At 73.1% G+C, this 24,621-nt stretch carries 16 protein-coding genes; 8 read left to right on the forward strand and 8 right to left on the reverse strand.

All coding sequences use genetic code 11. The annotated features are described in order from the left end of the window. Window positions 1–148 precede the first annotated feature (148 nt). Window positions 149–1,060 carry an HAD family hydrolase gene (locus tag ABZ497_RS14215; RefSeq protein WP_359805049.1) on the reverse strand — a complete coding sequence of 304 codons (912 nt, stop codon included), beginning with the start codon at window positions 1,058–1,060 and terminating at the stop codon, window positions 149–151. 1,072 nt (window positions 1,061–2,132) lie between these two features. On the opposite strand from ABZ497_RS14215, the gene ABZ497_RS14220 reads away from it, so the two are divergent. Then, complete coding sequence (locus ABZ497_RS14220) at window positions 2,133–2,612, forward strand: universal stress protein (protein WP_359805087.1); 480 nt, start codon at window positions 2,133–2,135, stop codon at window positions 2,610–2,612. A gap of 264 nt (window positions 2,613–2,876) precedes the next feature. Here ABZ497_RS14220 and ABZ497_RS14225 read toward each other — a convergent pair whose 3' ends face one another. The 4 genes from ABZ497_RS14225 to ABZ497_RS14240 form a co-directional block, all read right to left on the reverse strand. Next, the gene (locus ABZ497_RS14225) at window positions 2,877–4,067 is read right to left on the reverse strand and encodes an acyl-CoA dehydrogenase family protein (RefSeq protein WP_329487752.1); all 1,191 of its coding nucleotides are present in this window, start codon (window positions 4,065–4,067) and stop codon (window positions 2,877–2,879) included. Window positions 4,068–4,246: 179 nt separating this feature from the next. After that, on the reverse strand, window positions 4,247–5,233 hold the full coding sequence (locus tag ABZ497_RS14230; RefSeq protein ID WP_359805051.1) for a hydroxymethylglutaryl-CoA lyase: 987 nt from the start codon (window positions 5,231–5,233) through the stop codon (window positions 4,247–4,249). Beyond that, window positions 5,230–7,617: a biotin carboxylase N-terminal domain-containing protein gene (locus ABZ497_RS14235; protein ID WP_359805053.1), complete on the reverse strand. Its 2,388-nt coding sequence runs from the start codon at window positions 7,615–7,617 to the stop codon at window positions 5,230–5,232. Before ABZ497_RS14235 ends, ABZ497_RS14230 begins: the two co-directional genes overlap by 4 nt. A gap of 269 nt (window positions 7,618–7,886) precedes the next feature. Next, window positions 7,887–9,620, reverse strand: coding sequence for a carboxyl transferase domain-containing protein (locus ABZ497_RS14240; protein ID WP_359805055.1), 1,734 nt, complete (start codon window positions 9,618–9,620; stop codon window positions 7,887–7,889). Between the two features lie 133 nt (window positions 9,621–9,753). Between ABZ497_RS14240 and ABZ497_RS14245 the strand changes: the two genes are divergently transcribed. Both ABZ497_RS14245 and ABZ497_RS14250 read left to right on the forward strand, forming a co-directional pair. Continuing rightward, window positions 9,754–10,407 (forward strand): TetR/AcrR family transcriptional regulator, encoded by a 654-nt coding sequence (locus ABZ497_RS14245; RefSeq protein ID WP_359805057.1) that lies wholly within the window; start codon window positions 9,754–9,756, stop codon window positions 10,405–10,407. A gap of 593 nt (window positions 10,408–11,000) precedes the next feature. Further along, the gene (locus ABZ497_RS14250; RefSeq protein WP_359805088.1) at window positions 11,001–14,888 is read left to right on the forward strand and encodes an ABC transporter ATP-binding protein; all 3,888 of its coding nucleotides are present in this window, start codon (window positions 11,001–11,003) and stop codon (window positions 14,886–14,888) included. A gap of 48 nt (window positions 14,889–14,936) precedes the next feature. Here ABZ497_RS14250 and ABZ497_RS14255 read toward each other — a convergent pair whose 3' ends face one another. Then, window positions 14,937–15,926 carry an ATP-grasp domain-containing protein gene (locus ABZ497_RS14255; RefSeq protein WP_359805059.1) on the reverse strand — a complete coding sequence of 330 codons (990 nt, stop codon included), beginning with the start codon at window positions 15,924–15,926 and terminating at the stop codon, window positions 14,937–14,939. Window positions 15,927–16,115: 189 nt separating this feature from the next. Here ABZ497_RS14255 and ABZ497_RS14260 point away from each other — a divergent pair, with 189 nt between their 5' ends. Beyond that, window positions 16,116–16,646 carry an NUDIX domain-containing protein gene (locus tag ABZ497_RS14260; protein WP_359805061.1) on the forward strand — a complete coding sequence of 177 codons (531 nt, stop codon included), beginning with the start codon at window positions 16,116–16,118 and terminating at the stop codon, window positions 16,644–16,646. Window positions 16,647–16,729: 83 nt separating this feature from the next. Here the strand turns inward: ABZ497_RS14260 and ABZ497_RS14265 are convergent, their stop codons facing one another. Next, the gene (locus ABZ497_RS14265) at window positions 16,730–18,058 is read right to left on the reverse strand and encodes a hypothetical protein (RefSeq protein ID WP_359805063.1); all 1,329 of its coding nucleotides are present in this window, start codon (window positions 18,056–18,058) and stop codon (window positions 16,730–16,732) included. Between the two features lie 142 nt (window positions 18,059–18,200). Beyond that, window positions 18,201–19,301: an iron-siderophore ABC transporter substrate-binding protein gene (locus ABZ497_RS14270; protein ID WP_359805065.1), complete on the reverse strand. Its 1,101-nt coding sequence runs from the start codon at window positions 19,299–19,301 to the stop codon at window positions 18,201–18,203. A gap of 441 nt (window positions 19,302–19,742) precedes the next feature. On the opposite strand from ABZ497_RS14270, the gene ABZ497_RS14275 reads away from it, so the two are divergent. The 4 genes from ABZ497_RS14275 to ABZ497_RS14290 all read left to right on the forward strand — a co-directional run bounded on the left by ABZ497_RS14275 (window position 19,743) and on the right by ABZ497_RS14290 (window position 24,233). Beyond that, a complete protein-coding gene (locus tag ABZ497_RS14275) occupies window positions 19,743–21,200 on the forward strand; it encodes an APC family permease (protein ID WP_359805089.1) in 1,458 nt (485 codons plus the stop codon). A gap of 175 nt (window positions 21,201–21,375) precedes the next feature. Next, window positions 21,376–22,470 carry a tryptophan--tRNA ligase gene (gene trpS / locus ABZ497_RS14280; protein WP_359805067.1) on the forward strand — a complete coding sequence of 365 codons (1,095 nt, stop codon included), beginning with the start codon at window positions 21,376–21,378 and terminating at the stop codon, window positions 22,468–22,470. A gap of 98 nt (window positions 22,471–22,568) precedes the next feature. Beyond that, entirely contained in the window at window positions 22,569–23,525 is a 957-nt protein-coding gene (locus ABZ497_RS14285) for an LD-carboxypeptidase (RefSeq protein WP_359805068.1), read from the forward strand. Window positions 23,526–23,558: 33 nt separating this feature from the next. Next, a complete protein-coding gene (locus ABZ497_RS14290) occupies window positions 23,559–24,233 on the forward strand; it encodes a nucleoside/nucleotide kinase family protein (protein ID WP_359805070.1) in 675 nt (224 codons plus the stop codon). The last annotated feature ends 388 nt before the right edge of the window (window positions 24,234–24,621 follow it).

Here is a 24,621-nt window from a genome sequence, read left to right on the forward strand (position 1 = left end):
CGGTCGTCGGTCGTCGGGCGGTCCGGCGCCGGGCGCAGTCGGGCCCGGGCCGTCCGTCCGGCCGGCGACTCACCCGGCCGGTGTTCCCCGGACGCTCCTCGGCGGTAGGTCGGCCACGGGTGACTGCGGCAACTCCGGCTGAACGGTTTCAGACACGGACGGCCGCCACGGCGGCCGGAGCGCCGCTGTCCGGGCGGCCCCCGGGAACAGGCGCACGCGGGCCGTCCAGGGCGGAAAGCGGGGCCTGCGCGCCGGTTCGCGCGCCGGACAGCGCTGTTGCGGGCGCCGCCCCGTCGGCGGGCCCCCGGAGCTGCCGGCTGCCTACCATCGCGGCCGTGCCCACTGCCCGCCGGTGGCCCGGTCCGGCGGCCCGGATGCCGGGCCTGGCGCCCGGCGCGCTGCGTGCGGCGAGTACCTGCCCGACGGCCTCCGGCAGACCGGCCGCCTTGAGCGTCGGCCGGTAGCCCGGCTCGGCCCAGGGGCGGCCGTGGTGCAGCCAGACGCTGCGCAGCCCGGTCAGCTCCGCGCCGGCGATGTCGGCGGGGGCGTGGTCCCCGACCATCCAGGTGTTCGAGGCCCAGTCGCCGGTGGGCGCGATGCCGCACCGCTGCGCGGCGATCTCGAAGATCAACGGGTCAGGCTTGACGCACTCCGCCTCCTCCGAGATGACCCAGCCGTCGACCATCGGTCCCAGCCCGGTCCGGCGGATCTTCTCCAACTGCGGCCGGGTGTTGCCGTTGCTGACGATGCCGAGCGTCCACCCGGCCGCACGCGCTGCCCGCAGCGCGTCGATGTTGCGGGAGGGGCAGTGGATGTGGGAGTTGATGCCGCGTCGGAAGTGGGCGAGCAGGAAGTCGAGAGAGTCGTCCAGGCCGTAGCGGCGCTGGATCGCGGACAGTACGGTGCTGCGCGGCACGTACCCGCCGCCGTCGATGGTGACCAGCCAGTCGAGGTCCTCCGGCGGAAGGCCTCGCTCGGTCAGGAAGTCCCGGGCCCAGGCTCGGAAGGCGGCGTCCCTGGGGAGCAGCGTGTTGTCGAGGTCGAACAGGAGCAGCGGCATGTCGTGCATGGTGCCAGCGGCTGTGGGTATGCACGTGGCAAATGCCAGGCAGCGTCGCGAACCCGTGCGAATTGGCTGAAACGGATAGCGGCAGGCGTGGCAGGGATGGGGCCGGGGTTGCAGTGCGGGGCGGCTGCTCGGGGTGGGGGAGACGATCCGGGGGAGGTGGGGGCGGCCACAGCGGTTCGGCGGCGGACCGGTCGTCGCGGGGCCCACCGGGAGCGGCCCGACGGTGGAACACAGGCGGCCCGGAGCCGGGCACAGGACGGCCTGACGTCGATCCGGACGCGGCCCGGGGGTGGACCCGGATTCGGCCCGGACCGGTGGGCTGATGGATGGCGGCCGGGGGACGGCGCAGAGGGCGCGGCACGGCGCACGGGCTGTGGGCCGTGGCGGCCTCGTTCGGACGTCCTGCGACGCCGGTTGCCGGTGTCGGGCGGCGACGGATCGTTGTCGATCAATGACAGTCCGGTCACGGTGTCCCGGTGGCCTGTTGCATCGCTCCGTTCGCTCAGTCAAGCTCCAGAGACCCTCCTTTGCCGGAGGGGGCGCGACCGCGCGCTGGCAGGGGGCGCATCGCCGGCGGCGGGCGCATCCTCCATTCGCGGTAACAAAGCCGTTCCGAGGCTTTGCCGCTGGGCTGAGTCTCCTGCCCGTCGTACTCTGAAAGGAACAGGTCACAAACGGTGGTGCTCGGCGCAGACCGACGTCTTCCCGCGTGCGGGCCTGCTGCCCGGGCAGCGTTGTCCTCTCTTGTCGGCCCATCTTCCTCGAAGAGCCTTGAGCCATGGCTGGTTTTGAGTCCTCCCGACCGGTTGAACCGGATGCGGTCCGCAGCGCGGGCGCAGTGCCCGGGGGAGACAGTGGTTGTGCACAGACCGGAGTTGGCGCGGACCCTGATGTGGGCGCGGACGCCGTGGATATCCGCGGATTCTCCCGCCTGCTTCGCACTATCGCGCGCCGGGGCCGCTCCGGCTCCCGCCAGCAGCGAGGCGACCACCGGCCCGACCCGGCGGAGTCCGCGATGACGGGCCGCCTGGGGCCGGGTGCCGACCACCCGGGAGGCTCCGGCCTGCCGAGCGCCGCCGGCGAACCCGCGGTGCAGCAGAAGCCCGGCGGCTCGTGCGACCCCGCCTTCCAGCACGGCGTGGTGGTGGGATTCGACGGCTCGCTGTCGAGCGAGCGTGCCCTGGCCTATGCGGTGGGCATGGCTCGTCGCTCGAAGTGCGGGCTGGTGATCGTGCACGTGGCCAATCGCCTGCCGGCCACGGTGTGGGCGGGCTGCGAACCTCCCGTCTTCGTCGACCTTCCCGATCACCGGACCGAGGTGCTCGGTCTGGAGCTCGCCTGCGCGGACTTCCTCGCCGGGGTGCCCTGGATCCTGGTCGAGCGGGGCGGCGACATCTGCCATGAGATCGAGGAGGTCGGCCGCGAGTACGCCGCGGACGCGATCGTCGTCGGCAGCACGCACGGCCTGCTCGGCAAGATCTTCGGATCGGTCTCCGGTCGGCTGGCCCGTCGCGCCAACCGTCCGGTGATTGTGATTCCCTGACGGCTCATCGGCTATGAGGGTGCCTGCCGTCGTCGTCGACGCGTCCGCCCGCTGTGCTTTCGTCCGGTGCCTCGGGTGCCTCCTCTCCGGTGGTCCGGATGTTCATGGATCTCTGACGACTGCCGTGAAGGACAGGGCGGTCTGCCCGGGGCCCCGCTGTCTCTCCTGTCTCTCGGCGGCGTCTCTCGGCCTGCCGGTGCACCGGCAGGCCGAGAGACGGGGAGCCGAGGGCGCCGGCGGCGCCCCGGAGCTGGTGCGGGTGCCTCAGGAGGTGACGCCGAGCTCACGGGCGATGAGCATGCGCTGCACCTCCGAAGTGCCCTCCCCGATCTCCAGGATCTTGGAGTCACGCCAGAAGCGCGCGACCGGGAATTCGTTCATGAAGCCGTACCCGCCGTGGATCTGGGTCGCCTCACGGGCGTTGTCGACGGCGGCCTCGGATGAGTACAGCTTGGCGATCGCGGCCTCCTTCTTGAACGGTTCGCCGTGCAGCAGCCGGGATGCGGCGTCCCGCCAGGCCAGGCGGGAGGTGTGGGCGCGCATCTCCATGTCGGCGAGCTTGAACTGGATGGCCTGGTTGGCGCCGATAGGACGGCCGAAGGCCCGGCGCTGGCCGGCGTAGAGGACTGACTGGTCGACGCACCCCTGGGCCAGGCCGGTGGCCAGGGCTGCGATCGCGATGCGGCCCTCGTCGAGGATCCGCAGGAACTGGGCGTAGCCGCGGCCGCGCTCGCCCAGCAGGTTGGCCGCGGGAACGCGGCAGTCGGTAAAGGACAATTCGCGGGTGTCGGATGCGTTCCACCCGACCTTCGAGTACTTCTTGGACACCTGGAACCCCGGGGTTCCGGTGGGCACGATGATGGAAGAGATTTCCCGCCGTGGCGAGGGGAATTCGCCCTCTTCACTCGAACGAGCGATCGGTTCGGTGAGCGCGGTGACGGTGACCAGGCCGGTGATCTCGGTACCGGAGTTGGTGATGAAGCACTTGGTGCCGTTGATGACCCACTCGTCGGTGGCCTCGTCGTAGCGCGCCGTGGTGCGGGTCGCGCCGGCGTCGGAGCCGCCCTCGGGCTCGGTCAGGCCGAACGCCCCGAGCAGCTCGCCGGAGGTCAGCCGCGGCAGCCACTCGCGCTTCTGCTCCTCCGTCCCGAAGCGGTAGATCGGCATCGCGCCGAGCGAGACCGCGGCCTCCAGGGTGATCGCCACCGAGGAGTCGACCCGGGCGAGCTCCTCCAGGACCAGGCAGAGCGCGAAGTAGTCGCCGCCCATGCCCCCGTACTCCTCGGAGAACGGCAGGCCGAAGAGGCCCATCCGCCCCATCTCACGGACGATCTCGTAGGGGAACTCGCCCTGCTCGTAGAACTCGCCGATCTTCGGCGCGACCACGTCCTGGGCGAACTCGGCGACGGTGCGCCGCAGCTCCTCGTACTCGCTGTTCAGCCGGTGATCGAGCATGGTGATCCTCCTGGGGCCCGGCCGGGGTGGCCGCGGGCGTGATCGGGATGACCGCATGTCGGTCCGATGATGTGACGGACATGCGGGCTGTCGAGCGGGTCGGGTGGTACGGAGAGATCCGGCCGGACCGGGTCGCGGCCGACGCGGGTCCTCGCGGGGTTTCGAAGCGTGCGGGGCGGTCAGTCCCGGCCGTCGCCGAGCAGCGCCTGGACGGTGCGCGACGGGCTCGGCCGGCCGAGTCGCCGCGCCATCCAGCCACTGGTGGAGACGAGGGCGCGGAGGTCGACGCCGGTCCGGATGCCGAGGCCGTGCAGCATCCAGACCAGGTCCTCGGTGGCCAGGTTGCCGGTGGCGCTCTTGGCGTACGGGCAGCCGCCCAGGCCGCCGGCCGAGGCGTCGACCGTGGTCACGCCACCGCGCAGGGCGGCCAGGGTGTTGCTGAGCGCCTGGCCGTAGGTGTCGTGGAAGTGCACCGCGAGCCTGTCGACCGGGACTCCGGCCCGGCCGAAGCCGTCCAGCAGCGCGGTGACCTGGCCCGGGGTGGCGACGCCGATGGTGTCGCCGAGGCTCAGTTCGGTGCAGCCCATCTCCAGCAGCCGCACGCCGAAGCGGATCACCTGCTCGGCCGGGACCGGGCCCTCCCACGGGTCGCCGAAGCACATCGAGAGGTAGCCGCGCACGCGGACGCCGGCGCCGGTGGCGCGTTCCACCACCGGTCGGAACATCGCCATCGCCTCGTCCGCCGAGCGGTTGAGGTTGCGGCGGGCGAAGGTCTCGGTGGCGCTGGCGAACACCGCGATGTCGGTGGCGTGGTGGGCGAGCGCGCGGTCCAGCCCGCGCTCGTTGGGCACCAGGACCGGCAGCCGCAGCCCGGGGTGGCGGGCGGGCAACCCGGCCAGCCGGGGTGCCAGTTCCTCGGCGTCGGCGAGCTGGGGCACCCACTTCGGGTGGACGAAGCTGGTGGCCTCCACCGTGCGCAGGCCCGCGCCGGCGAGCCGGGCGATGAACTCGGCCTTGACCTCCACGGGGACGAGGGCGCTCTCGTTCTGCAGGCCGTCGCGCGGCCCGACCTCGTGGATCCGGACCTCCTCGGGCAGGCCCGCGTCGCGGACCTCGGCGGGCAGGCCCAGGTCGAGCGCGTCGGGCTCGGGCGCGGCGGCGGTCATGACCGCACCTCGGCGGCGACCGCACCGAGCGCCGGGCCGTCCGCGGACGATCCGGCGGAGGCCGGTCCGCCCTTCCCCGGTTCCACCCCGCCCGGTCCCTCCTCGGCCGGGGTGACCACGACCAGCAGCTCCTCCATCGCCACCGTGGCTCCCGCGGTGGCCCGCAGCTCGCTCACGGTGCCGTCGTGCGGGGCGGCGATCACGTGTTCCATCTTCATGGCCTCCAGGACGAGCAGCGGTTGGCCCTTGCGGACCAGCTCGCCGGCCGTGGTCTTCACGACGGTGACCGTGCCGGGCATCGGGGCGGTGAGGGCGCCGTGGTGGGCCGCGCCGGCGGTGGTGCTCTCGCCGACCGGGTCGTAGCCGTGCACCGGCCAGGCGTCGCCGTCGATCCCGAGCCAGGTCACCGGGCCGGTGGCCGTGCCCGGCGCGCCGTCGGCGGCCAGGGCGAACGTCGTCTGGAGCCCGTCGGCGGTGAGGTGCAGCCGGTCGCCCGACCGGACGGCCCGGGCCCGGTGGACCGGTCCGGAGCCGAGCCGGATGTCCACCTCACGGGTGACGCCCGGGGGAATGTCAGTGGCCTCGGCTACGTTGCCGACAGTGATCGCACGGATGCTCACCGACACCGGGTCCTGGCCGGGGGTACGGAGTCGATGGGTGGTCCAGGCCGCTTGGCCGCCGATGCGCCAGCCGGAGGGAAGGGAGAAGGGGTCGGTCCAGCCGTCGCCGTCGGCGGTGGGAGTGAGGCTCAGGTGCCGCGCGAGCGCGGCCGCGTAGTAGAGGAGGTGGGCGGGCGTCGGAGCCTCGGTGGGCCGGGGGTCGGTGTCCCCGGCGGCTTCGTCGGAGTGGCCGGGGTCTGCGTCGGCGGTGCCGGTGTCGGCGGTCGGAGCGGTGGAGGCCGCGTTGGCAGGAGCGTAGGGCGAGGCGAGCAGTGCGGGCTGCTGCTGCGCCGTCTGCTCCACCAGCCCGGTGTCGAGGCGGCCGGCGACGACATCGGGGTGGGCGAGCAGTCGCCGCAGGAAGCCCGTGTTGGTGGTCACGCCCAGGATCCGGGTGTCGGCCAGCGCGGCGCGGAGCCGGCGCAGCGCGGTCGGGCGGTCGGGCCCGTACGCGATGACCTTGGCGAGCATGGGGTCGTAGGAGCTGGTGATCTCGGTGCCCGGGGCGACACCCGAGTCCACCCTGATGCCTTCGCCCTGCGGCTCGTCGAGGACGAGGATGCGTCCACCGGTGGGGAGGAAGTCCCGCTCCGGGTCCTCTGCACAGATCCGGGCCTCGATGGCGTGGCCCAGGAAGGAGATGTCCGGCTGGGTGAAGGTGAGGCGCTCGCCCGAGGCGATCCGCAGCTGCCACTCGACCAGGTCCAGTCGTCGCTGCTGGGTGCCGCCCGTTCCGGCGGAGCCGTCGGTGGTGCCGCCGACGGCGACGGCGAGTTCGGTGACGGGGTGTTCGACCTGGAGGCGGGTGTTCATCTCCATGAAGAAGAAGTCCCGTACCCCCTCGGTGGGGACGGGGGAGTCCGGGTCGAGGCCGGGGACGATGAACTCCACGGTGCCGGCCCCGGTGTAGCCGCAGGACTCCGCGGTGCGGACGGCGGCTGCGCCCATCGCGGCGCGGGTCTCGGCATTGAGCAGAACGGAGGGTGCTTCTTCGATCAACTTCTGGTGGCGGCGCTGCAGGCTGCACTCGCGCTCGCCGAGGTGGACGGTGGTGCCGTGGGCGTCGGCGAGCACCTGGACCTCGATGTGGCGCGGCCGGTCGACCCACCGCTCCAGCAGCAGGGTGTCGTCGCCGAAGGCGGTGCGGGCGACCCGCCGGGCGGCGGCGATCTCGGTCGGCAGCTCGGCCCGGTCCCGCACCAGGCGCATGCCCTTGCCGCCGCCCCCGGCGGACGGCTTGAGCAGCACGGGGAAGCCGATCTCGTCGGCAGCCGCGACGAGCTCCCCGTCGGTGGGCGCGGTGGCCTCGCTGCCCGGGACCACCGGTACGCCGGCGGCCCGTACGGCCTCCTTGGCGTTGATCTTGTCACCCATCAGCTCGACCGCAGCGGGAGGAGGACCGATGAAGACCAGGCCGGCGTCGGCGCAGGCGCGCGCGAAGGAGGAGTTCTCGGCGAGGAAGCCGTAGCCGGGGTGAACGGCCTGGGCACCGGTGCGGCGGGCCGCGGCGAGGATCTGGTCGGTCCGCAGGTACGTCTCGGTGGCCGAGCTGTCACTACGGTCGGCCGGTCCGAGCCGTACCGCGACATCGGCCTCGCGGACGTGCGGTGCGTCGGCGTCCGCATCGCTGAAGACGGCGACGGAGCGCACGCCGAGCCGCCGCAGGGTGCGGATCACCCGGACGGCGATCTCGCCACGGTTGGCGACCAGAACTGTGTCGAACATGGGAGGCGATCCTCCGGGTCGAGGGGAGCCGTGCGAAGGAGGTGGTGGGAGGCGGCAGCAGCAGCGACGCGTCGTGCGCGGCCGGGCGGGCCGCCGTCGGGCCGGGCCGGGCCCGGTCGGCACGCCCGGTGCGGCACGCGGGCCGACGAGCGGGCCGACGAGCGGGTCGAGCGGTCCGGCGGCTCGGGTCTGGCGGGTGTGCCGGGCCCGGGAGGGCCGCTCGTCCGGAGGAGGCTCCGTGGTGACGCGCGGCCCTGCCCGGGCGGCCGTCACATCCGGAAGACGCCGTACGGGCCGGGCGGCGGGAGCGGGGCGTTGGCGCAGGCGGTGAGGGCGAGTCCGAGGACGGTGCGGGTGTCCATCGGGTCGATCACTCCGTCGTCCCAGAGCCGTGCGGTGGCGTAGTAGGCGTTCCCCTGGCGGTCGTACTGCTCGCGGACGGGGCGCTTGAACTCCTCCTCCGCCCCGGTGGGCCAGGACTCCCCGTGGGCTTCGAGCTGGTCTCGCCGGACGGTGGCCAGCACCGAGGCGGCCTGCTCGCCGCCCATCACGGAGATCTTCGCGCCCGGCCACATCCACAGGAAGCGGGGCGAGTAGGCCCGGCCGCACATCGAGTAGTTGCCGGCCCCGTACGAGCCGCCGATCACCACCGTCAGCTTCGGGACGCGGGTGGAGGCGACGGCGTTCACCATCTTGGCGCCGTGCTTGGCGATTCCGCCCGCCTCGTACTGCCGCCCGACCATGAAGCCGGTGATGTTCTGGAGGAAGAGGAGGGGGATGCCCCGCTGGTCGCACAACTCGATGAAGTGGGCACCCTTGAGGGCGGACTCCGCGAAGAGCACACCGTTGTTGGCGACGATGCCGACGGGGTGGCCGTGGATCCGGGCGAACCCCGTCACCAGGGTCGCGCCGTACTCGGCCTTGAACTCGGCGAACCGGCTGCCGTCGACCAGCCGCGCGATCACCTCGCGGACGTCGTACGGCGTCCGGGGGTCGACCGGGACGGCTCCGTACAGACCCGCCGGGTCGACGGTGGGCGGCTCGGCCGGGGCCAGCGGCCACGGCCTGGCCGCGCGCGGGCCCAGCCCGGCGACGATGGTGCGCACGATGGAGAGGGCGTGGGCGTCGTCCTCGGCCAGGTGGTCCGTCACGCCGGAGGTGCGGGAGTGGAGGTCGCCGCCGCCGAGCTCCTCGGCGGTCACCACCTCGCCGGTGGCGGCCTTCACCAGCGGCGGTCCGCCGAGGAAGATGGTGCCCTGGTTGCGGACGATGACGGCCTGGTCGCTCATCGCCGGCACGTACGCGCCGCCCGCCGTGCAGGAGCCGAGCACGGCGGCGATCTGCGGGATCCCGGCGGCGGAGAGGCGGGCCTGGTTGTAGAAGATCCGGCCGAAGTGGTCGCGGTCCGGGAAGACCTCGTCCTGCATCGGCAGGAAGGCGCCGCCGGAGTCCACCAGGTAGACGCAGGGGAGCCGGTTCTCCAGCGCGACCTCCTGCGCGCGCAGGTGCTTCTTCACCGTCATCGGGTAGTAGGTGCCGCCCTTGACGGTGGCGTCGTTGGCGACGACGACCACCTCGCGCCCGGCGACCCGGCCGATGCCCGCGATCACGCCGGCCGCCGGAGCGGCTCCGTCGTACATCCCGTCGGCCGCCAGCGGCGCCAGTTCGAGGAACGGCGAGGCCGGGTCGAGCAGCGTGTCCACCCGGTCGCGGGGGAGCAGTTTGCCGCGGGCGGTGTGGCGCGCCCGGGCCTTGGCCCCGCCGCCGAGTGCGGCCGCGGCGAGCTTCTCGCGCAGCTCGCCGACCAGCGCACGATGGGCCTCGGTGTTGGCCCGGTAGGCCTCCGAGCCCGGGTCGGCGGCGGTGCCGAGCCGGGGGGCGGGCGCGGCGGCGGCCGGTGGAACGGCTCCGGCGGCCGCGCCGTTCGTCGCGCCGCCCGCCGTGGTTCCGGCCGCTGCGCCGCCGTGAACGCCGGTGGGTGCACCGGCGGTGGAGATGACCATTCCAAGAGCTCCCTTGCTCTCGGCACCAGGTGGGCAGCAGAGCCCGGGTGCGCCTGCGACCCCCACGTTAATGAGCGTTAACTCGTGCCGCCCAGGTTAACGGGCGATAACCCGACTGTCTACGATGGGCAGCATGCCGAACGTCCCAGGCGCCTCCGCGCTCCCACGCCGTGACCAGATCCGCAGGGAGGCCGCGCGGCTGTTCGCCGCCCGGGGCTTCCTGGGCGTGGGTGTCGACGAGATCGGCAAAGCCGTCGGCATCAGCGGGCCGGGGCTCTACCGGCACTTCGCCGGCAAGGACGCGATGCTCGCCGATCTCCTGATCGGCATCAGTGAGCGCCTCCTGGAGGAGGGCCGCCGCCGGGCGGGTGGCGGCGACGGCGGCGCCGAAGCGCTGGACGCCCTGATCAGGGGGCATGTCGACTTCGCGCTGGACGACCGCGACCTGATCACCCTGCACGACCGCGAGCTGCTGAACCTCAAGGACGAGGACCGCCGGACGGTCCGCCGGCTCCAGCGCGGCTACGTCGAACTGTGGGTGGACGTGGTCCGCCGGGCCCATCCGTCGCTGGCCGTGCCCGATGCCGAGCCGGTGGCGCGGGCCACGGTGCACGCCGTCTTCGGGCTGATCAACTCGACTCCGCACAGCCTCGGCCCGAGTCCCGCCCAGGAGGACCGCGCGCAGGAGGACCGCGTCGCCCTCCAGCGCGACAGCATGGCCGCCCTGCTGCACAGCCTGGCGCACGGCGCCTTCTCGGCAGCCGCCGGCACGGCCGCGCGCAGCTGAAGCGAGCGGCGCGGGCGGCCCTCCCGGCCGGCCCGGCCGCCCGGTCGTGCGCCGTCGCACCGAACGGTCCGACGGCAAGCGGTCGACGGCAAGCGCTCGACGGGGCCGGGCCGGGTCCGGCTGACCACCCGCCGGACGACCGGGAGTCGGGCGTCCGGCCTAGGCCCAAAGGACGGCGCCGGGCTGCGTCGGTGGCCGGTGGGCGTTCGGCGCGATCTCGTTCACCCTGGAGGGTGACGGCCGAGGCGTGCGCCCCGGCCGGGAATCACCGCAGGCCGCAGGCTGTTGGTTCCTCAGCCGGGCCGGTTCACCCGGCCTGCCCTGGCCTGAAAGTCCATGGCGGCCACCGGACGAAATGGTTAGCATCCCTAAATATGCCTGAGACTCATGGATCTACGGTGGAGCTTTCCCCGAGCGGCACCCGGACCGGCCCGCGAGGCACGAAGGGGCGGCGGGGCGGAACCGGCCTGCCCGGCGGCAAGCACGGCGGGCAGGCCGCGGGCGGTGCCCGGCCGGACGGCGCCGGGCCCCCGGCCGACGGCGGCGGGAGCCCGGGCGAGGGTTCGGCCGACGGCGGGACCGGCACGGGCTGGCTGCGCCGGCTGATCGGCTACTGCTGGCGCTCGCGGCGCAGCGCGCTGCTCGCCTTCGGCGCCTCGATCGTCGGGATGGCCGTCACGGCGCTGGTGCCGCTGGTCACCAAGTTGATCATCGACGACGTCATCACCGCGCACACCCGCTCGCTGGCGCCGTGGGCCGTGGTGCTGCTGGCGGCGGCCGCCCTGGTGTTCGCCTGCACCCAGGTCCGCCGCTACTACGGGGGCCAGCTCGCCCTCGACGTCCAGCACGACCTGCGCAGCGACCTCTTCCGTTCGCTCGGCCGGCTCGACGGCCACCGGCAGGACCGCCTCGACACCGGCCAGGTGGTCGGCCGGGCCACCTCCGACCTCCAGCTGATCAACGGCCTGCTCTCGATGCTGCCGATGATGACCGGCTACCTGCTGATGTTCGTCATGTCGCTGGCCGTGATGCTCTGGCTGTCGCCGCCGCTCACCCTGATCGCGCTGGTCATGGGCCCGGCGCTGTGGTGGGTCTCGGTCCTGAGCCGCAAGCGGCTGTTCCCCGCCACCTGGGCGGCCCAGCAGGAGGCGGCCGCCGTCGCGGGCGTGGTCGACGAGTCGGTCGGCGGCGTCCGGGTGGTCAAGGGCTTCGGTCAGGAGTCCCAGGAGCTGGACAAGCTGGCGGCGGCCTCGCACAACCTGTTCGCGGCCCGGCTCCGGTCGATCCGGCTCAACAGCCGCTACAACCCGGCGATGCAGGCGATCCCGGCGCTCGCCCAGGTCGCGGTGCTGGCCTTCGGCGGCTGGCTGGCGGTCGAGGGCCAGGTCACCCTCGGCACCTTCGTCGCCTTCTCCACCTACGTCGCGCAGATGACCGGTCCGGTCCGGATGCTGACCATGGTCATCACCGTCGGCCAGCAGGCCCGGGCCGGTGTGGAGCGGGTGCTGCAGCTGATCGACGAGCGGCCGCTGGTGCAGGAGCGCCCGGACGCCGTCACCCTCGACTTCACCCGCGCCGACGGCCTCCACCGGGCCCACGACGGCGCCGGACCGACGCCGGCCGCCGCCGACGACCGCTTGGGGCGGCCCGTCGGCCCCCGGACCGCCGAGGTGGCGCTGGAGTTCGACCAGGTCGAGTTCCGCTACGACCCCGAGCACCCCGCCCCCGTCCTGCACGGGCTCACCCTGAAGCTCGCCCCCGGCGAGACGCTGGCCCTGGTCGGCGCGTCCGGCTCGGGCAAGTCGACGGTGGCGCAGCTGGTTCCCCGGTTCTACGACCCGGCGGGCGGCGCGGTCCGGCTCTACGGCCACGACCTGCGCGACCTCACCCTCGACTCGGTGCGGTCGGCCGTCGGCATCGTTCCCGAGGAGAGCTTCCTGTTCTCCGAGACGGTCCGCACCAACATCGCGTACGGGCGGCCGGACGCCACCGACGAGCAGGTCGTGGCGGCCGCCCGGGCCGCGCAGGCGGACGAGTTCGTCCGGGAGCTGCCCGACGGGTACGCGACCAAGGTGGGTGAGCAGGGCCTGACCCTCTCCGGCGGCCAGCGCCAGCGCATAGCCCTGGCCCGGGCGATCCTCACCGACCCGCGGATCCTGCTGCTCGACGACGCCACCTCGGCGGTCGACCCGCAGATCGAGGCGGAGATCCACGACGCCCTGCGGTCGGTGATGGCCGGCCGCACCACACTGCTGATCGCGCACCGCCGGTCGACCCTCCAGCTGGCCGACCGGATCGCGGTCCTGGACCACGGTCGCCTGCTGGACATCGGTACGCACGAGGAACTCGACGCCCGATGTCCCCAGTACCGCGTCCTGATCTCCGACCCCGAGGCCGGCCGGACCAAGCCCCCGACCGCCACCGCCACCAGGGCCGTCACCGCCGCCGGTGCCGTCACCGCCGAGACCGACACCGAGACCGAGACCGAGTCCGAGCCCCGGACGAGCGCCCCCGTACCGCCGCCCGCCGTCGCACCGCCGACGCCCGCCCTGGCGACGCCCGCCCTGGCGACGCCCGCCCTGGCGACGCCCGCGCTGGCCAAGGCGGCCCGCACCGCGGACCCCGCCCTCCTCGACAAGGTCGCCGCCCTCCCGCCGGCCACCGACACCCCGGCGGTCGCCCGGGCCGAGGCCGAGGCCGGCGACCCGGACTTCAGCCTCCGCCGCCTGCTGCGCCCGTTCCGCCGCCCGCTCGCCCTCGCGCTGCTCCTGGTCACCCTGGACGCGGGCGCCGGGCTGGTGCTGCCGATCCTGATCCGGCACGGCATCGACGACGGCGTGAGCAAGGGCCTGATGTCGGGCGTCGCCGCCGCCTCGCTGGTGGCGCTGGTGATCGTGCTGTTGGACTGGCTGGTGCAGAGCGCCGAGAGCCGGGTCAGCGGCCGCACCGGCGAGCGGGTGCTCTACACCCTCCGGCTCAAGATCTTCGCGCACCTCAACCGGCTCGGCCTGGACTACTACGAGCGCGAGCTGTCCGGCCGGATCATGACCCGGATGACCACCGACCTGGACTCGCTGACCTCCTTCCTGCAGACCGGGGTGGTCACGGCGGTGGTCAGCCTGCTGACCTTCCTCGGCATCTTCGCCGCCCTGCTGATCATCGACGCGGGCCTGGCCCTGGTGGTCTTCGCCGTGCTGCCGCTGCTGGTGGTGGCGACGCTGGTGTTCCGCAGGAAGTCCAAGACGCAGTACGAGATCTCCCGCGACCTGATCAGCACGGTCAACGCCGACCTCCAGGAGAACGTCGCGGGCATGCGGATCGTCCAGGCCTTCCGTCGGCTGGACGCCAACACCGATCGCTTCGTCGCCCGGGGGATGGCCTACCGCGAGGCCCGGGTGCGGGCGCAGCTCTACATCTCGCTGTACTTCCCGTTCGTGCAGTTCCTCTCCAGCGTCGCCGCCGCACTGGTACTGATCGTGGGGGCCTCGCGGGTCGACGCCGGGACGCTGACGGTAGGCGCCCTGGTGGCGTACCTGCTCTACATCGACCTCTTCTTCGCACCGGTCAACCAGCTCTCGCAGGTGTTCGACGGCTACCAGCAGGCCGCCGTCGGCCTGGGCCGCACGCGTGAGCTGCTGCGGACCCCGACCACCACCGCCGAGGCCGCCGATCCGGTGCCGGTGGCGGCGCTGCGCGGCGAGATCGAGTTCGTGGGCGTCGGCTTCGCCTACAACGGCGGCGCCGACGGGGCCCGGGAGGTGCTCACCGGAGTGGATCTCCGGATACCCGCCGGCCAGACGGTGGCGCTGGTCGGTGAGACGGGCGCCGGCAAGTCGACCCTGGTCAAGCTGGTCGCCCGGTTCTACGACGCGACCTCCGGCACCGTCCGGGTGGACGGCGTCGACCTGACCAGGTACGACCTCGCGCAGTACCGCCACCGGCTCGGTGTCGTGCCGCAGGAGGCGTACCTGTTCGCGGGCACGGTGCGCGAGGCGATCGCGTACGGCCGGCCCTCGGCCACGGCGGCCGAGGTGGAGGCGGCGGCCCGGGCGGTCGGTGCGCACGACATGATCCGCCACCTGTCCGACGGGTACGACCACGAGGTCACCGGCCGTGGGCGGAACCTCTCGGCGGGGCAGCGCCAGCTGATCGCGCTGGCCCGGGCCGAACTGGTCGACCCGGACATCCTGCTCCTGGACGAGGCCACCGCCGCGCTCGACCTGGCCACCGAGGCGGCGGTCAACCACGCGGCGGACCGGCTCAGCGGCGGCCGCACCACGCTGGTCATCGCCCACCGCCTCACCACTGCGGAACGCGCCGACCGGGTCGTCGTCCTGGACCACGGCAGGGTGGTCGAGGACGGCACGCACACCGAACTGCTCGCGCGGGGAGGCGTGTACACGCGGCTCTGGCAGGCGTTCATCGCCGACAAGCACCACCCGGTGCCCGACGAGGCGGCGGGCCAGGTCCTCGGCCGCTGAGCCTTCCGGTCCCGCAGTCCGCCGCCCGGCCCTCGCGCCGAACCGGCGTCAGGCCGCGATCAGCGAGGTGAGCAGCGCGGAGGCGTCGATCCCGCGCGGCAGGTCGCTGACCTGACCGTCGCCCACCTCCACCACCCGCCAGCCGGAGCCGTCGGCCCGGCTGGCGAGGTCGGTGGTGACGAAGCGGCAGCCGAGGGCACGGACCAGCGGCCGGACGTCGGTGAGGTCCGGTTCGGCCGACTGGCCGGGCGTGTCCGGATGGGGCCCGACCAGCACGGGTTCGCCGTCCAGCCACCAGACCCGGGCCTCCACCGCCCGCTCGTCCCCGCCCCGGCGGGCCCCGGAGGCACCGTCGCTCGCGCCTCCCCCCGGTTCGTCCGGTCCGTCCCCGTTCCCGCCGCTCCCGTTCCGCCCGCTCCCGGCGCCCCCGGCCCGTCGGAACTCCTCGTACCGGCGCAGCACCACGCCGCCGGTGAGGTACTCGCCCTGCAACTCGACGAAGCGCGCCACCACCCGCCCGACGGCGGCCAGGTCGGCCATGTCGGGGACGTAGCAGGCCTCGTGCCACTCGTGCTTCCGGGACTTCACGTAGTCCTTGACGATCGCCGGACCGCGGCCGCCGAGCCGCTCGACGGCGGCGGCGAGTTCCGCCGGCTCCGGCCGGGCCGCCGTCCGCACCGGAATCCAGACGCTCGGCGGCGTCGCCCCCTCGAACACGCCGTACCAGCCGGGCAGTTCGTGCGCCGAGGCGTACCCGGCCGCGCTGGTCAGCAGATGGGCGCCGCGCCCGGCCAGCGCCCGGGCGAAGGCCGCGTAGTCGGCCGACGGAACCATCCAACCCCGGTACCAGAGCGGGCCGCAGTCCCGCGGTACCTGACGGACCGCCTCCTCCGCGTTCCCCGCGAGCAGTGCGTCGTGGTCGACGAGGTACAGCTCACCACCCAGGCCCCGCAGGACACGGGCCTCCCAGGCGAAGTGCGGATCGGGCCGGTGCGGGTTGAGCGGGTCGGCCGGGAAGAGGAGCGCGGGTGCGGGCATGGGCGTCAGGCTATGTCCACCGGCCGTTTCCGGCGGTGCCAACACCCTTTCTCCGCCGGGGCGATGCCGTTCCCGCGGCCCACGGTCCGCTCGACGCCGCACCGCCCACGGTCCGCTCGACGCCGCCCGCCCATCGACCCGCCCGCGATCCGTTCGACGCAATCGGGCCCGAACTGGGAAGGTGACCCGATGCGAAATCTGTGGCAACGCGCGAAGCGAACCCCGAGGCAGGCCGCCCGGACGGTGGTACTCGACGAGAACGGGTCGGTCTTCCTCCTCCGCTCGGACAACAGCGAGGTCGGCGTCCACTGGACCATGCCCGGCGGCGGCATCGAGAAGGACGAGACGCCGTGGACCGGCGCCCGTCGTGAGCTCTGGGAGGAGACCGGCTGGACCGATCTCGAACCCGGTCCGTTGCTCTGCACCTGGGAACACGACTTCACCTGGCACGGCATACCCGTCCGCCAGCACGAGCACATCTACCTGACCAGCGGGCCGCACCGGGAGCCGGTGGGCGACCTCAGCGCGATGCACGCCGCCGACCGGATCCTCGACTGGCGCTGGTGGACGGCCGACGACCTCACCGACGAAGACGCCGACGCGGTCTGGCCCCCTCGGCTCGCGGAGCTGCTGGCCGAGGTCCGGGAGGGCTGGCTGGCCGACCGCCGCGAGCCGGTGCCCGTCGAGTTCGGCTACGTCCCGAACGCGCCGAGGGTCTGAGGCGCCCGACGCCTCGGCGTCATGGACGAGGCGGCGCCCCTGGCGGCCGGCCCGGCGGCTCCCGACGGCCCGTCCCCCGGCAGCTACGAGGGCTGCTGCTGCCCGCCGCGTCGGCCCGCCCGCCCGGCCGGGCCGACCTGCCAGCCGTGCAGGTCGAGCTCCCGGTCGTGCAGCGCTCCGGGGTTGATCAGCACCGAGAGCTGCGCGGAAGCCAGCTGGTCGAGGGCGAGGCCGGTGGCGGACAGCAGTTGGTCGGTCGACACCGAGACGGCGATGGCGGGTCGCCAGCCCGGCAGGATCACCAGACTGGTGCCGCGGCCGATGCGCACGGGCTCGGCCGCCACCCGGACCGGCCGCCGTTCTTCGGGGCGGCCGACGGCCTCGGGGAGTTGGGGGGTGCCGCCGATCAGGATGCCCAGCGGCGTCTCGGCGCTCCCGCCGGGAGCACCCCCGCCGGTGGCGTTCCCGCCGGTGGCGGTCCCGTCGTTACCGTCCGCCTCCTCACCGGCGCCGGCCACCGGCCCCGCCGCCCCGACGAGCGGGTCGGGGGTCGTCGGCGGCAGGAGGAGCGCAGGAGCGGCGGCCCCGGCGCCGGAAGCCTCCAGCGGCCGGTCCGGTCCGGGGGTCTCCGGGTGCATCCGGCGTAGCCGCCGGGAGGGGGAGGGCCGCTTGGACAGGACGGTCCGCAGCTCCGCCTGAGCGGCTCGGAGCACGGGGACGCTGCGTTCCTCCGTCGGCTCCGGCGCCCGGAGCCGTACGAACGCCTCCGGGCCGGTGGTGGACGCGGTCCGGGGCTCGTCCGTCGTTCCCGCTTCGGTGCCTCCGAGGGCTTCGGCGAGCAGCGCGCGGACCTCGGCGACCGGCCGACGACAGGCGGCGGCCAGCTCGGCGAGCGAGCGGCCCTGGCCGTGGGCGGTGCGCAGCCGGTCGGCCAGCCCCGCACGAAGCCGGGCGGCCGCCTGTCCGTTCGCGTCGACGGCACGCTCGGCGCCACCCGGGCCATCGCCGCCGACACCGCGTCTACCGGCGCCTTCACCAGGGCCTTCAGCAGCGCCGGTGCCGGAGTCCCGGACGTCCTCCCCGTCGGTCCCACCGCCCCGGGGCCGCGGAACGGACCCGTCGGAGGAGGCCCCGCCGGTACCGTGGTCGCCGGCCGGGGCCGCCATCGTGCAGCGCGAGTCCACGGCTGCGGTGCTCGCCCCGGTTCCCGGTATGTCCTCGGTGGCAGGCGCCGGGTGCGACCCGTGGGATGCGCAGGACACGATTCCGTCGGACGCACCGCCCCCGGGCACGCCGACCGCGAGCGCACCGCCCCCGGGCACGCCGACCGCGAGCGCGCCGACGGAGGACGCGCCGGCGGTGGGTGGGCCGGACGGGGGCAGGTCGGCGGCGTTCTGATGGAGCGTGGTCATCGGCAGGTGCCCTTCGGGGTACGGTCCCGATGATCCTCCCGCACCCCGGGACCAGCTCCAAGCGCCTTACCGGCGGGTGTGTGCGAGGACACCGCCCTGGTCAGCTCCGCTCCCGCTGTGCCGCCCGCCGTGCGGCCCAGGCTCAGGTGCCCGGTGCGACGAACCCCTTGAGGTCGGCCAGCACGGCATTGGCCGCCAGGACGCCGAGCCCGAGGAACCAGGTCTCGTCCGAAACCGGCCGCGCCTGGCCGGACTTGGTCGCCGCGAGGGTCTTCCAGAGCGCGCCGCCGAGTACCGCGTCCTGGTTGGTGGAGCTGGGGCTGCCGTACACGCCGTAGAAGATCCAGTCGGCGTCGGCCTTGTCGATCTGCTCGGGGCTGATCTCGACCGCGAGTTCCTTGACCTGCTCGATCTTGGGCTGCGGCAGCGGCACGTCGGTGAGGATGGTGCCGATGAAGGAGAGCTCCGCGTAGAGCCGGGTCTTGCCGGGCATGAAGCGCAGCGGCGTGATGGTGGGCCGCTTGTCGCCCAGCCCGGCGCCGATCGCGGTGGCCGCGGCCTGGTACGCGTCGAGCTGGGCCTGGGCCTGCGCCTCCAGGCCGAACGGCGCGGCGTTGAGCTTGAAGTTCTGCTTCCAGGGGTAGCCCGGGCGCAGCGAGAAGACGGTCGGCGCGATCTTGGAGAGCTGCGCGTACTGGTCCTGCGCGCGCAGCTGGCTGCCGAGGATCAGGTCGGGCTTGAGCGCGGCGATGGCCTCCAGGTTGAGGCTGTTGATGGTGCCGACGGCGGCCGGGCTGCCGACCGCGTCCTTGAGGTAGGCCGGCATGCTCTTGGAACCGTCGGTGTAGACGACGCCGACCGGCTGGATGCCCAGGGCGACGACGTTGTCGAGCTCGCCGGTGTCCAGCACCACGACCCGGACCGGCTTGGCCGGGATGACGGTCTCGCCCATGGCGTGCTTGACGGTGCGCGGGTAGACGCCGGGGGCGGCGTCGGTGCCGAAGTCCTTCATCTTCTCGATCACGGCGGCGTAGTCGTCGCCGCCCTGCTTGACCGACTTCTGGTTCGGCGAGGAGCCGGACGAGGCCTGCGCCGACCCGCTCGCGGCTCCGCCGGAGCTGCCACAGGCGGTGAGCAGCCCGCCGAGGCCGAGGACGGCACCACCGGTGAGCCCGGCGGCGAGGAACCGCCGGCGGGACGGGGGGCGGCTGACGAGGGTCCGGTCGGCGGGGTGGGGGGCCACGCGACGCTCCTTCTCGATCGATCGATGTTAGGTGAGGCAAACCTATCCGACGGTTCGGGGCCGGATCGATCGAGGGTTCGGGATGCGGGGAGAAAACATCTCAACCCATGACACAAGGGATAAATCAAATCCCCCTCAGTCCTTGGAAACCAAGGTACATGAGTCCAACTGCCATGAATCCATCACTCCGTCTCCATTTGCGACGAATGAATCGAAGCGAGTGGCTCAGATCACCAAGGGTTGGCCTACACAACCTTCGACGCCTCCACCTAGGGTGCGCAGGTGTTTGATCAGCAGCTCTCAGAGCACGGAAGCAGCGGACGGGCAACGGCGCCCGCCGCTCCGCAGGGCGCCCCGGACAGTGGCGCCAGTGGTGGAGTCCCCGACCGGGGGGCGGCGGGGGCAGCGGGGGACAAGGGCCTACGGGGGAACTCGGTAGGCCTGTTGAGCAGCGTGGTCCTGGGCCTCTCCACGGTCGCCCCGGTCTACTGCCTGACCGCGACGCTGGGCCCGACGGTCACGGCCGTCGGCGTGCAGATGCCCGCGGTGTTCCTGGCCGGCTTCCTGCCGATGCTGCTCGTCGCGTTCGCCTACAAGGAGCTGAACAAGGACTTCCCGGACTGCGGAACGTCCTTCAGCTGGACGGTCCGGGCCTTCGGCCCCCGGGTCGGCTGGATGGCGGGCTGGGGCCTGACGGTCGCGACCATCATCGTGCTCTCCAACCTGGCCGGGGTGGCGACCGACTTCCTCTACCTGATGCTCGGTGAGATGACCGGCAGCGGCGGGATCGCCGAACTGAACGACAACAAGGCCGTTCACCTGCTCACCGTCGTCGTGCTGATCGCCGCCGCCACCGCGATGAGCTACCGGGGGATGACGGCCACCAAGTGGTTCCAGTACAGCCTGGTCGGCCTCCAGCTGGCCGTCCTGGTGCTCTTCTCGGCCATCGCCATCGGCAAGGCCGCCGCCGGCGACCTGCCGCACTCGATCGGCTTCTCCGCCTCCTGGCTCGACCCGCTCCAGGTGAGCTCGTTCAGCGCGTTCACCGCCGGGCTGTCGCTCTCGATCTTCATGTACTGGGGCTGGGACACCTGCCTCACCATGAACGAGGAGACCCTCGGCAGCGCCAAGACCCCGGGCCGGGCCGCGATGATCTCCATGGTCACCCTGGTGGGCTCGTACCTGCTGGTCGCGATCGCCGCCCAGATGTTCGCCGGCGTCGGCGCCACCGGTACCGGCCTCGGCAACCCGGATACCGCCGACAACGTCTTCTCCGCGCTGGCCCGGCCGGTGCTCGGCTCGCCGTGGAGCATCCTGCTCTTCCTGGCCGTCGTCGCCAGCGCCGCCGCCAGCCTGCAGACCACCTTCATCCCGGTGGCCCGCACCCTGCTCGCGATGAGCTCCTACCGGGCCGTGCCGCCGCGCTTCGGCACCGTGCACCCGCGCTTCCGCACCCCCGGCTACGCGACGGTCGCCGCCGGCGCCGCCACCGCGGTGTTCTACGTCGGAATGAGCCTGATCAGCGAGAACGTCGTCCAGGACACCATCCTGGCGCTCGGGCTGATGATCTGCTTCTACTACGCCCTGACCGCCTTCGCCTGCGTCTGGCACTTCCGCGCCTCGCTGCGCACCAGCCCGCGGAACCTCGTGCTGCGCGGCCTCGCACCCCTGCTCGGCGGGGTGCTGCTCGCGGGCGTCTTCCTGCAGACCCTCACCGACGCCTGGGACCCGGCGTACGGCAGCGGCGCCGTCCTCGGCATCGGCTCGGTGTTCGTCATCGGCGTCGGCATCCTGCTGCTCGGGGCGGTGCTGATGACCTGCTACGCCGCGTTCCGGCCCGAGTTCTTCCGCGGCGAGACCCTGCACGCGGGAACGCCCGCGCTGGTCGTGGAGGACTGACGCTATCCTCGAACGCATGAAGCGCTTCGCAGGTCTCGACTGGTGGCCGTCCTAGGACGGCCACCAGCCACGCCTGACCAGGGCCGTCCGGATGGACGGCCCTGTCGCGTTCTCCGACGGGACGGGCCCGGAACCCCGGACGGCCACCACCACCGCCGTTCCGAGGAGAGATCCGATGACCACCACCGTCCCCGCCACCACCTCCACCCATCCCGCCGTCGACCATCCGACCGTCGACCGGCCCGGCGCCGATCTGGACGAGCTGATCCGCCGGGACCCTGGCGCCCACCGTGTCCTGACAGGCGACCGCCCCACCGGCCCGCTCCACCTCGGCCACTACTTCGGCACCCTGCAGAACCGGGTCCGCCTCCAGCGCCTCGGCACCGAGATGTTCGTCGTGGTCGCCGACTACCAGGTCATCACCGACCGGGACGTCGCCGACCGCCTCGCCGAGCACACCGAGAACCTCGTCCTCGACTACCTGGCCGCCGGGCTCGACCCGGACCGCACCACGATCTTCGCCCACAGCGCCGTCCCCGCCCTCAACCAGCTCCTGCTCCCCTTCCTCAGCCTGGTAAGCGTGGCGGAACTGGGCCGCAACCCCACCGTCAAGGACGAGATCGCCCACTCCGGCCAGTCCGTGGTGAACGGGCTGATGTTCACCTACCCCGTCCACCAGGCCGCCGACATCCTCTTCTGCAAGGCGAACGTCGTCCCGGTCGGCCAGGACCAGTTGCCCCACCTCGAAGTGGCCCGCACCGTCGCCCGCCGCTTCAACGAGCGCTACCCGCACCCGGACGGCACCGGTGTCTTCCCCCGCCCAGGCGCCCTGCTGTCCGCCGCCCCCATGCTGCTCGGCACCGACGGCGCAAAGATGAGCAAGAGCCGCGGCAACGCCGTCGCGCTCTCCGCCACCGCCGACGCCACCGCCCGGCTGATCCGCGGCGCCAGGACCGACACCGACCGCCGGATCACCTATGACCCGGCCGCCCGGCCCGAGGTCTCCAGCCTGGTCCTGCTCGCGGCGCTCTGCCAGGACCGCGCACCGGAACTGGTCGCCGAGGAGATCGGTGACGGCGGCGCCGCCGTGCTGAAGCGCACGGTGACCGAGGCCGTCAACGAACGCTTCGGCCCGATGCGCGCCCGCCGCGAGGAACTCGCCGCCGACCGCGGATACGTCCGACAGGTCCTGCGGGACGGTGCCGAACGGGCCAACGCCGTCGCTGACGCCACCCTCGCCGAGGTCAGGGCGGTGATGGGATCGGTCTGAACCGAACGGGGCATACCACCTCCGGGCGGCTCCGGCCGGTCTGAGCGCGCGTCACCCCTCCCCACAGCGCCACCCGCACCCCTGGAAGGATCCCGGCCATGGACCAGTACCCGACCACGCCCGGCCGCGGGCTGACCCGCCCGCCGCAGCTCCGTCCGGGGGACCATGTCGTCGTGGTCGCCCCCAGTAGCCCGATCGACCCCGAGCGGCTCACCGCCGGGTGCGCGATCCTGCGCTCCTGGGGGCTGCGGGTCACGGTCGCCCCGCACGTCCTCGACACCCACCCCACCCTCGGCCACCTGGCCGGCACCGACGCGGACCGGGCGGCGGACCTCCAGTCCGCCTGGCTCGACCCCACCGTCGACGCCGTCATCTGCGCCCGCGGCGGCTACGGCGTCCACCGCATGGTCGACCTGCTCGACTGGGACGCGATGCGCGCCGCCTCGCCCAAGGCGCTGGTCGGCTTCAGCGACGTCTCCTCCCTGCACGAGGCCTTCGCCCAGCGCCTCGGCGTGGCCACGCTGTACGGGCCGATGAGCTCCGGCGCCTCCTTCATCTCCGACGGACCGACGGCCGAGCACCTGCGGCGCACCCTCTTCGACCCCTCGGCCACGACGGTCCTCACCTCGGCCACCGCCTCGGCCCTCGTCCCCGGCCGGGCCCGCGGCATCACCGCCGGGGGCTGCGTACACGTCCTCACCGCCGAGCGCGGCACGCCCGCGGGCCGGCCGTCCTACGCCGGCAGCATCCTGATCCTGGAGGACGTCAACGAGCATCCGTACCAGCTCGACCGCCTCTTCACCCAGCTGCTGCGCTCCGGCGCCTTCGAGGGGGTCGCGGGGATCGCCCTCGGCTCCTGGGAGGGCTGCGGCCGCCCCGAGCGGGTCCGGGAGCTCGTGCTCGACCGGCTCGGGCCGCTCGGCGTCCCCGTCCTGTGGGAGCTGGGCTTCGGCCACTGCCCCTCCACCCTCACCGTCCCGCTGGGCCTGCCCGCCCTGCTCGACGCCGACGCCGGGACCCTCACCCTGGAGACGCCCGCACTCGCCGCCCGCTGAGGCCGGCCGCGCCGGGATCAGTAAGGTGCGGCCATGAACGAGGACACCCTCATCACCCTCGCGCTCGGCCTCCTCCGGGGACCGGGCAGCAATGCCCGCGCCATCCTCGGACTTGCCGGCCCGCCCGGCGCCGGCAAGTCCACCCTGGCCCGGTACCTGGTCGCCGAGGTCGAGCGCCGGGAGGGACCCGGGAGCGCCGCCTACCTCCCGCTCGACGGCTTCCACCTCTCCGCCGCCCAGCTGGACCGGCTCGGCCTGGCCCACCGCAAGGGCGCGCCGGCCACCTTCGACGCGCACGGCTACGTCGCACTGCTGCGCCGGGTCGCGGCGGACCGGTTCCAGCCCATCTACGTCCCCGACTTCGACCGCCGCCTCGACGAACCCGTCGCCGCCCGCCATGTCGTGCTGCCGCAGGCCCGCCTCGTCGTCACCGAGGGCAACTACCTCGCCGCCGCCGAACACCCCTGGCCGGACGCCCGCCGACTCATGCGCGAGCTCTGGTACGTCGACGCGGACGACAGCCTCCGCGAGGAGCGCCTGGTCGAGCGCCACCGGGCCGGCGGCCGCGACGAGGCCACGGCCCGGCAGTGGGTCACCGGCAACGACCACCCGAACGGTGAGTACGTGAAGGCCGGCCGCTCGCTCTGCACGCGGACGGTGCCCGGCACCGGGTTGCCTCAGGCTCCGGACGGGCGTAGTGTTCTCTAGTCGCTCGGCTGGGAGCACCGGACACGTGTCTACGCGGACGGTCCCGGAGCGGCCAATCCCTTGAAACATCACTTCCCGGTTCGGGCTGGGTTGTGCTTTGTCATTTCGACGGCAGGCACGGCTCATGCCTTATTCGGTGTGCCTGTTTATATGGATTGCGGCCGGATTCGCCTTTCGGGGCGGGGATCGGCTAGAGTTTGAAACGTCGGACAGGGCGTCAAGCCCGAGAAGACACCAGCGAGTTGGATGAACGAAGCGCCGAAAACGGAGCGGAAAACATCTGGTAAGCTGGAAACACGAAAGAACGAAGCGCCCGGAGGGCCCGCTGGAAGGCGGTCCGAAGGAAGTGTCCGTTCCTTGAGAACTCAACAGCGTGCCAAAAGTCAAC

Origin of the sequence: Kitasatospora sp. NPDC005751 (assembly GCF_040630835.1) — a bacterium.
GTDB lineage: Bacteria > Actinomycetota > Actinomycetes > Streptomycetales > Streptomycetaceae > Kitasatospora.

Bases quoted from the DNA above. Each gene is read 5' to 3' on its own strand.
- ABZ497_RS14245 (WP_359805057.1), top strand. From the start codon at position 9,754: ATGCCGAACGTCCCAGGCGCCTCCGCGCTCCCACGCCGTGACCAGATC.
- trpS (WP_359805067.1), top strand. From the start codon at position 21,376: ATGACCACCACCGTCCCCGCCACCACCTCCACCCATCCCGCCGTCGAC.
- ABZ497_RS14260 (WP_359805061.1), top strand. From the start codon at position 16,116: ATGCGAAATCTGTGGCAACGCGCGAAGCGAACCCCGAGGCAGGCCGCC.
- ABZ497_RS14240 (WP_359805055.1), bottom strand. From the start codon at position 9,620: ATGGTCATCTCCACCGCCGGTGCACCCACCGGCGTTCACGGCGGCGCA.
- ABZ497_RS14255 (WP_359805059.1), bottom strand. From the start codon at position 15,926: ATGCCCGCACCCGCGCTCCTCTTCCCGGCCGACCCGCTCAACCCGCAC.
- ABZ497_RS14225 (WP_329487752.1), bottom strand. From the start codon at position 4,067: ATGCTCGATCACCGGCTGAACAGCGAGTACGAGGAGCTGCGGCGCACC.
- ABZ497_RS14235 (WP_359805053.1), bottom strand. From the start codon at position 7,617: ATGTTCGACACAGTTCTGGTCGCCAACCGTGGCGAGATCGCCGTCCGG.
- ABZ497_RS14230 (WP_359805051.1), bottom strand. From the start codon at position 5,233: ATGACCGCCGCCGCGCCCGAGCCCGACGCGCTCGACCTGGGCCTGCCC.
- ABZ497_RS14265 (WP_359805063.1), bottom strand. From the start codon at position 18,058: ATGACCACGCTCCATCAGAACGCCGCCGACCTGCCCCCGTCCGGCCCA.
- ABZ497_RS14290 (WP_359805070.1), top strand. From the start codon at position 23,559: ATGAACGAGGACACCCTCATCACCCTCGCGCTCGGCCTCCTCCGGGGA.
- ABZ497_RS14215 (WP_359805049.1), bottom strand. From the start codon at position 1,060: ATGCCGCTGCTCCTGTTCGACCTCGACAACACGCTGCTCCCCAGGGAC.
- ABZ497_RS14285 (WP_359805068.1), top strand. From the start codon at position 22,569: ATGGACCAGTACCCGACCACGCCCGGCCGCGGGCTGACCCGCCCGCCG.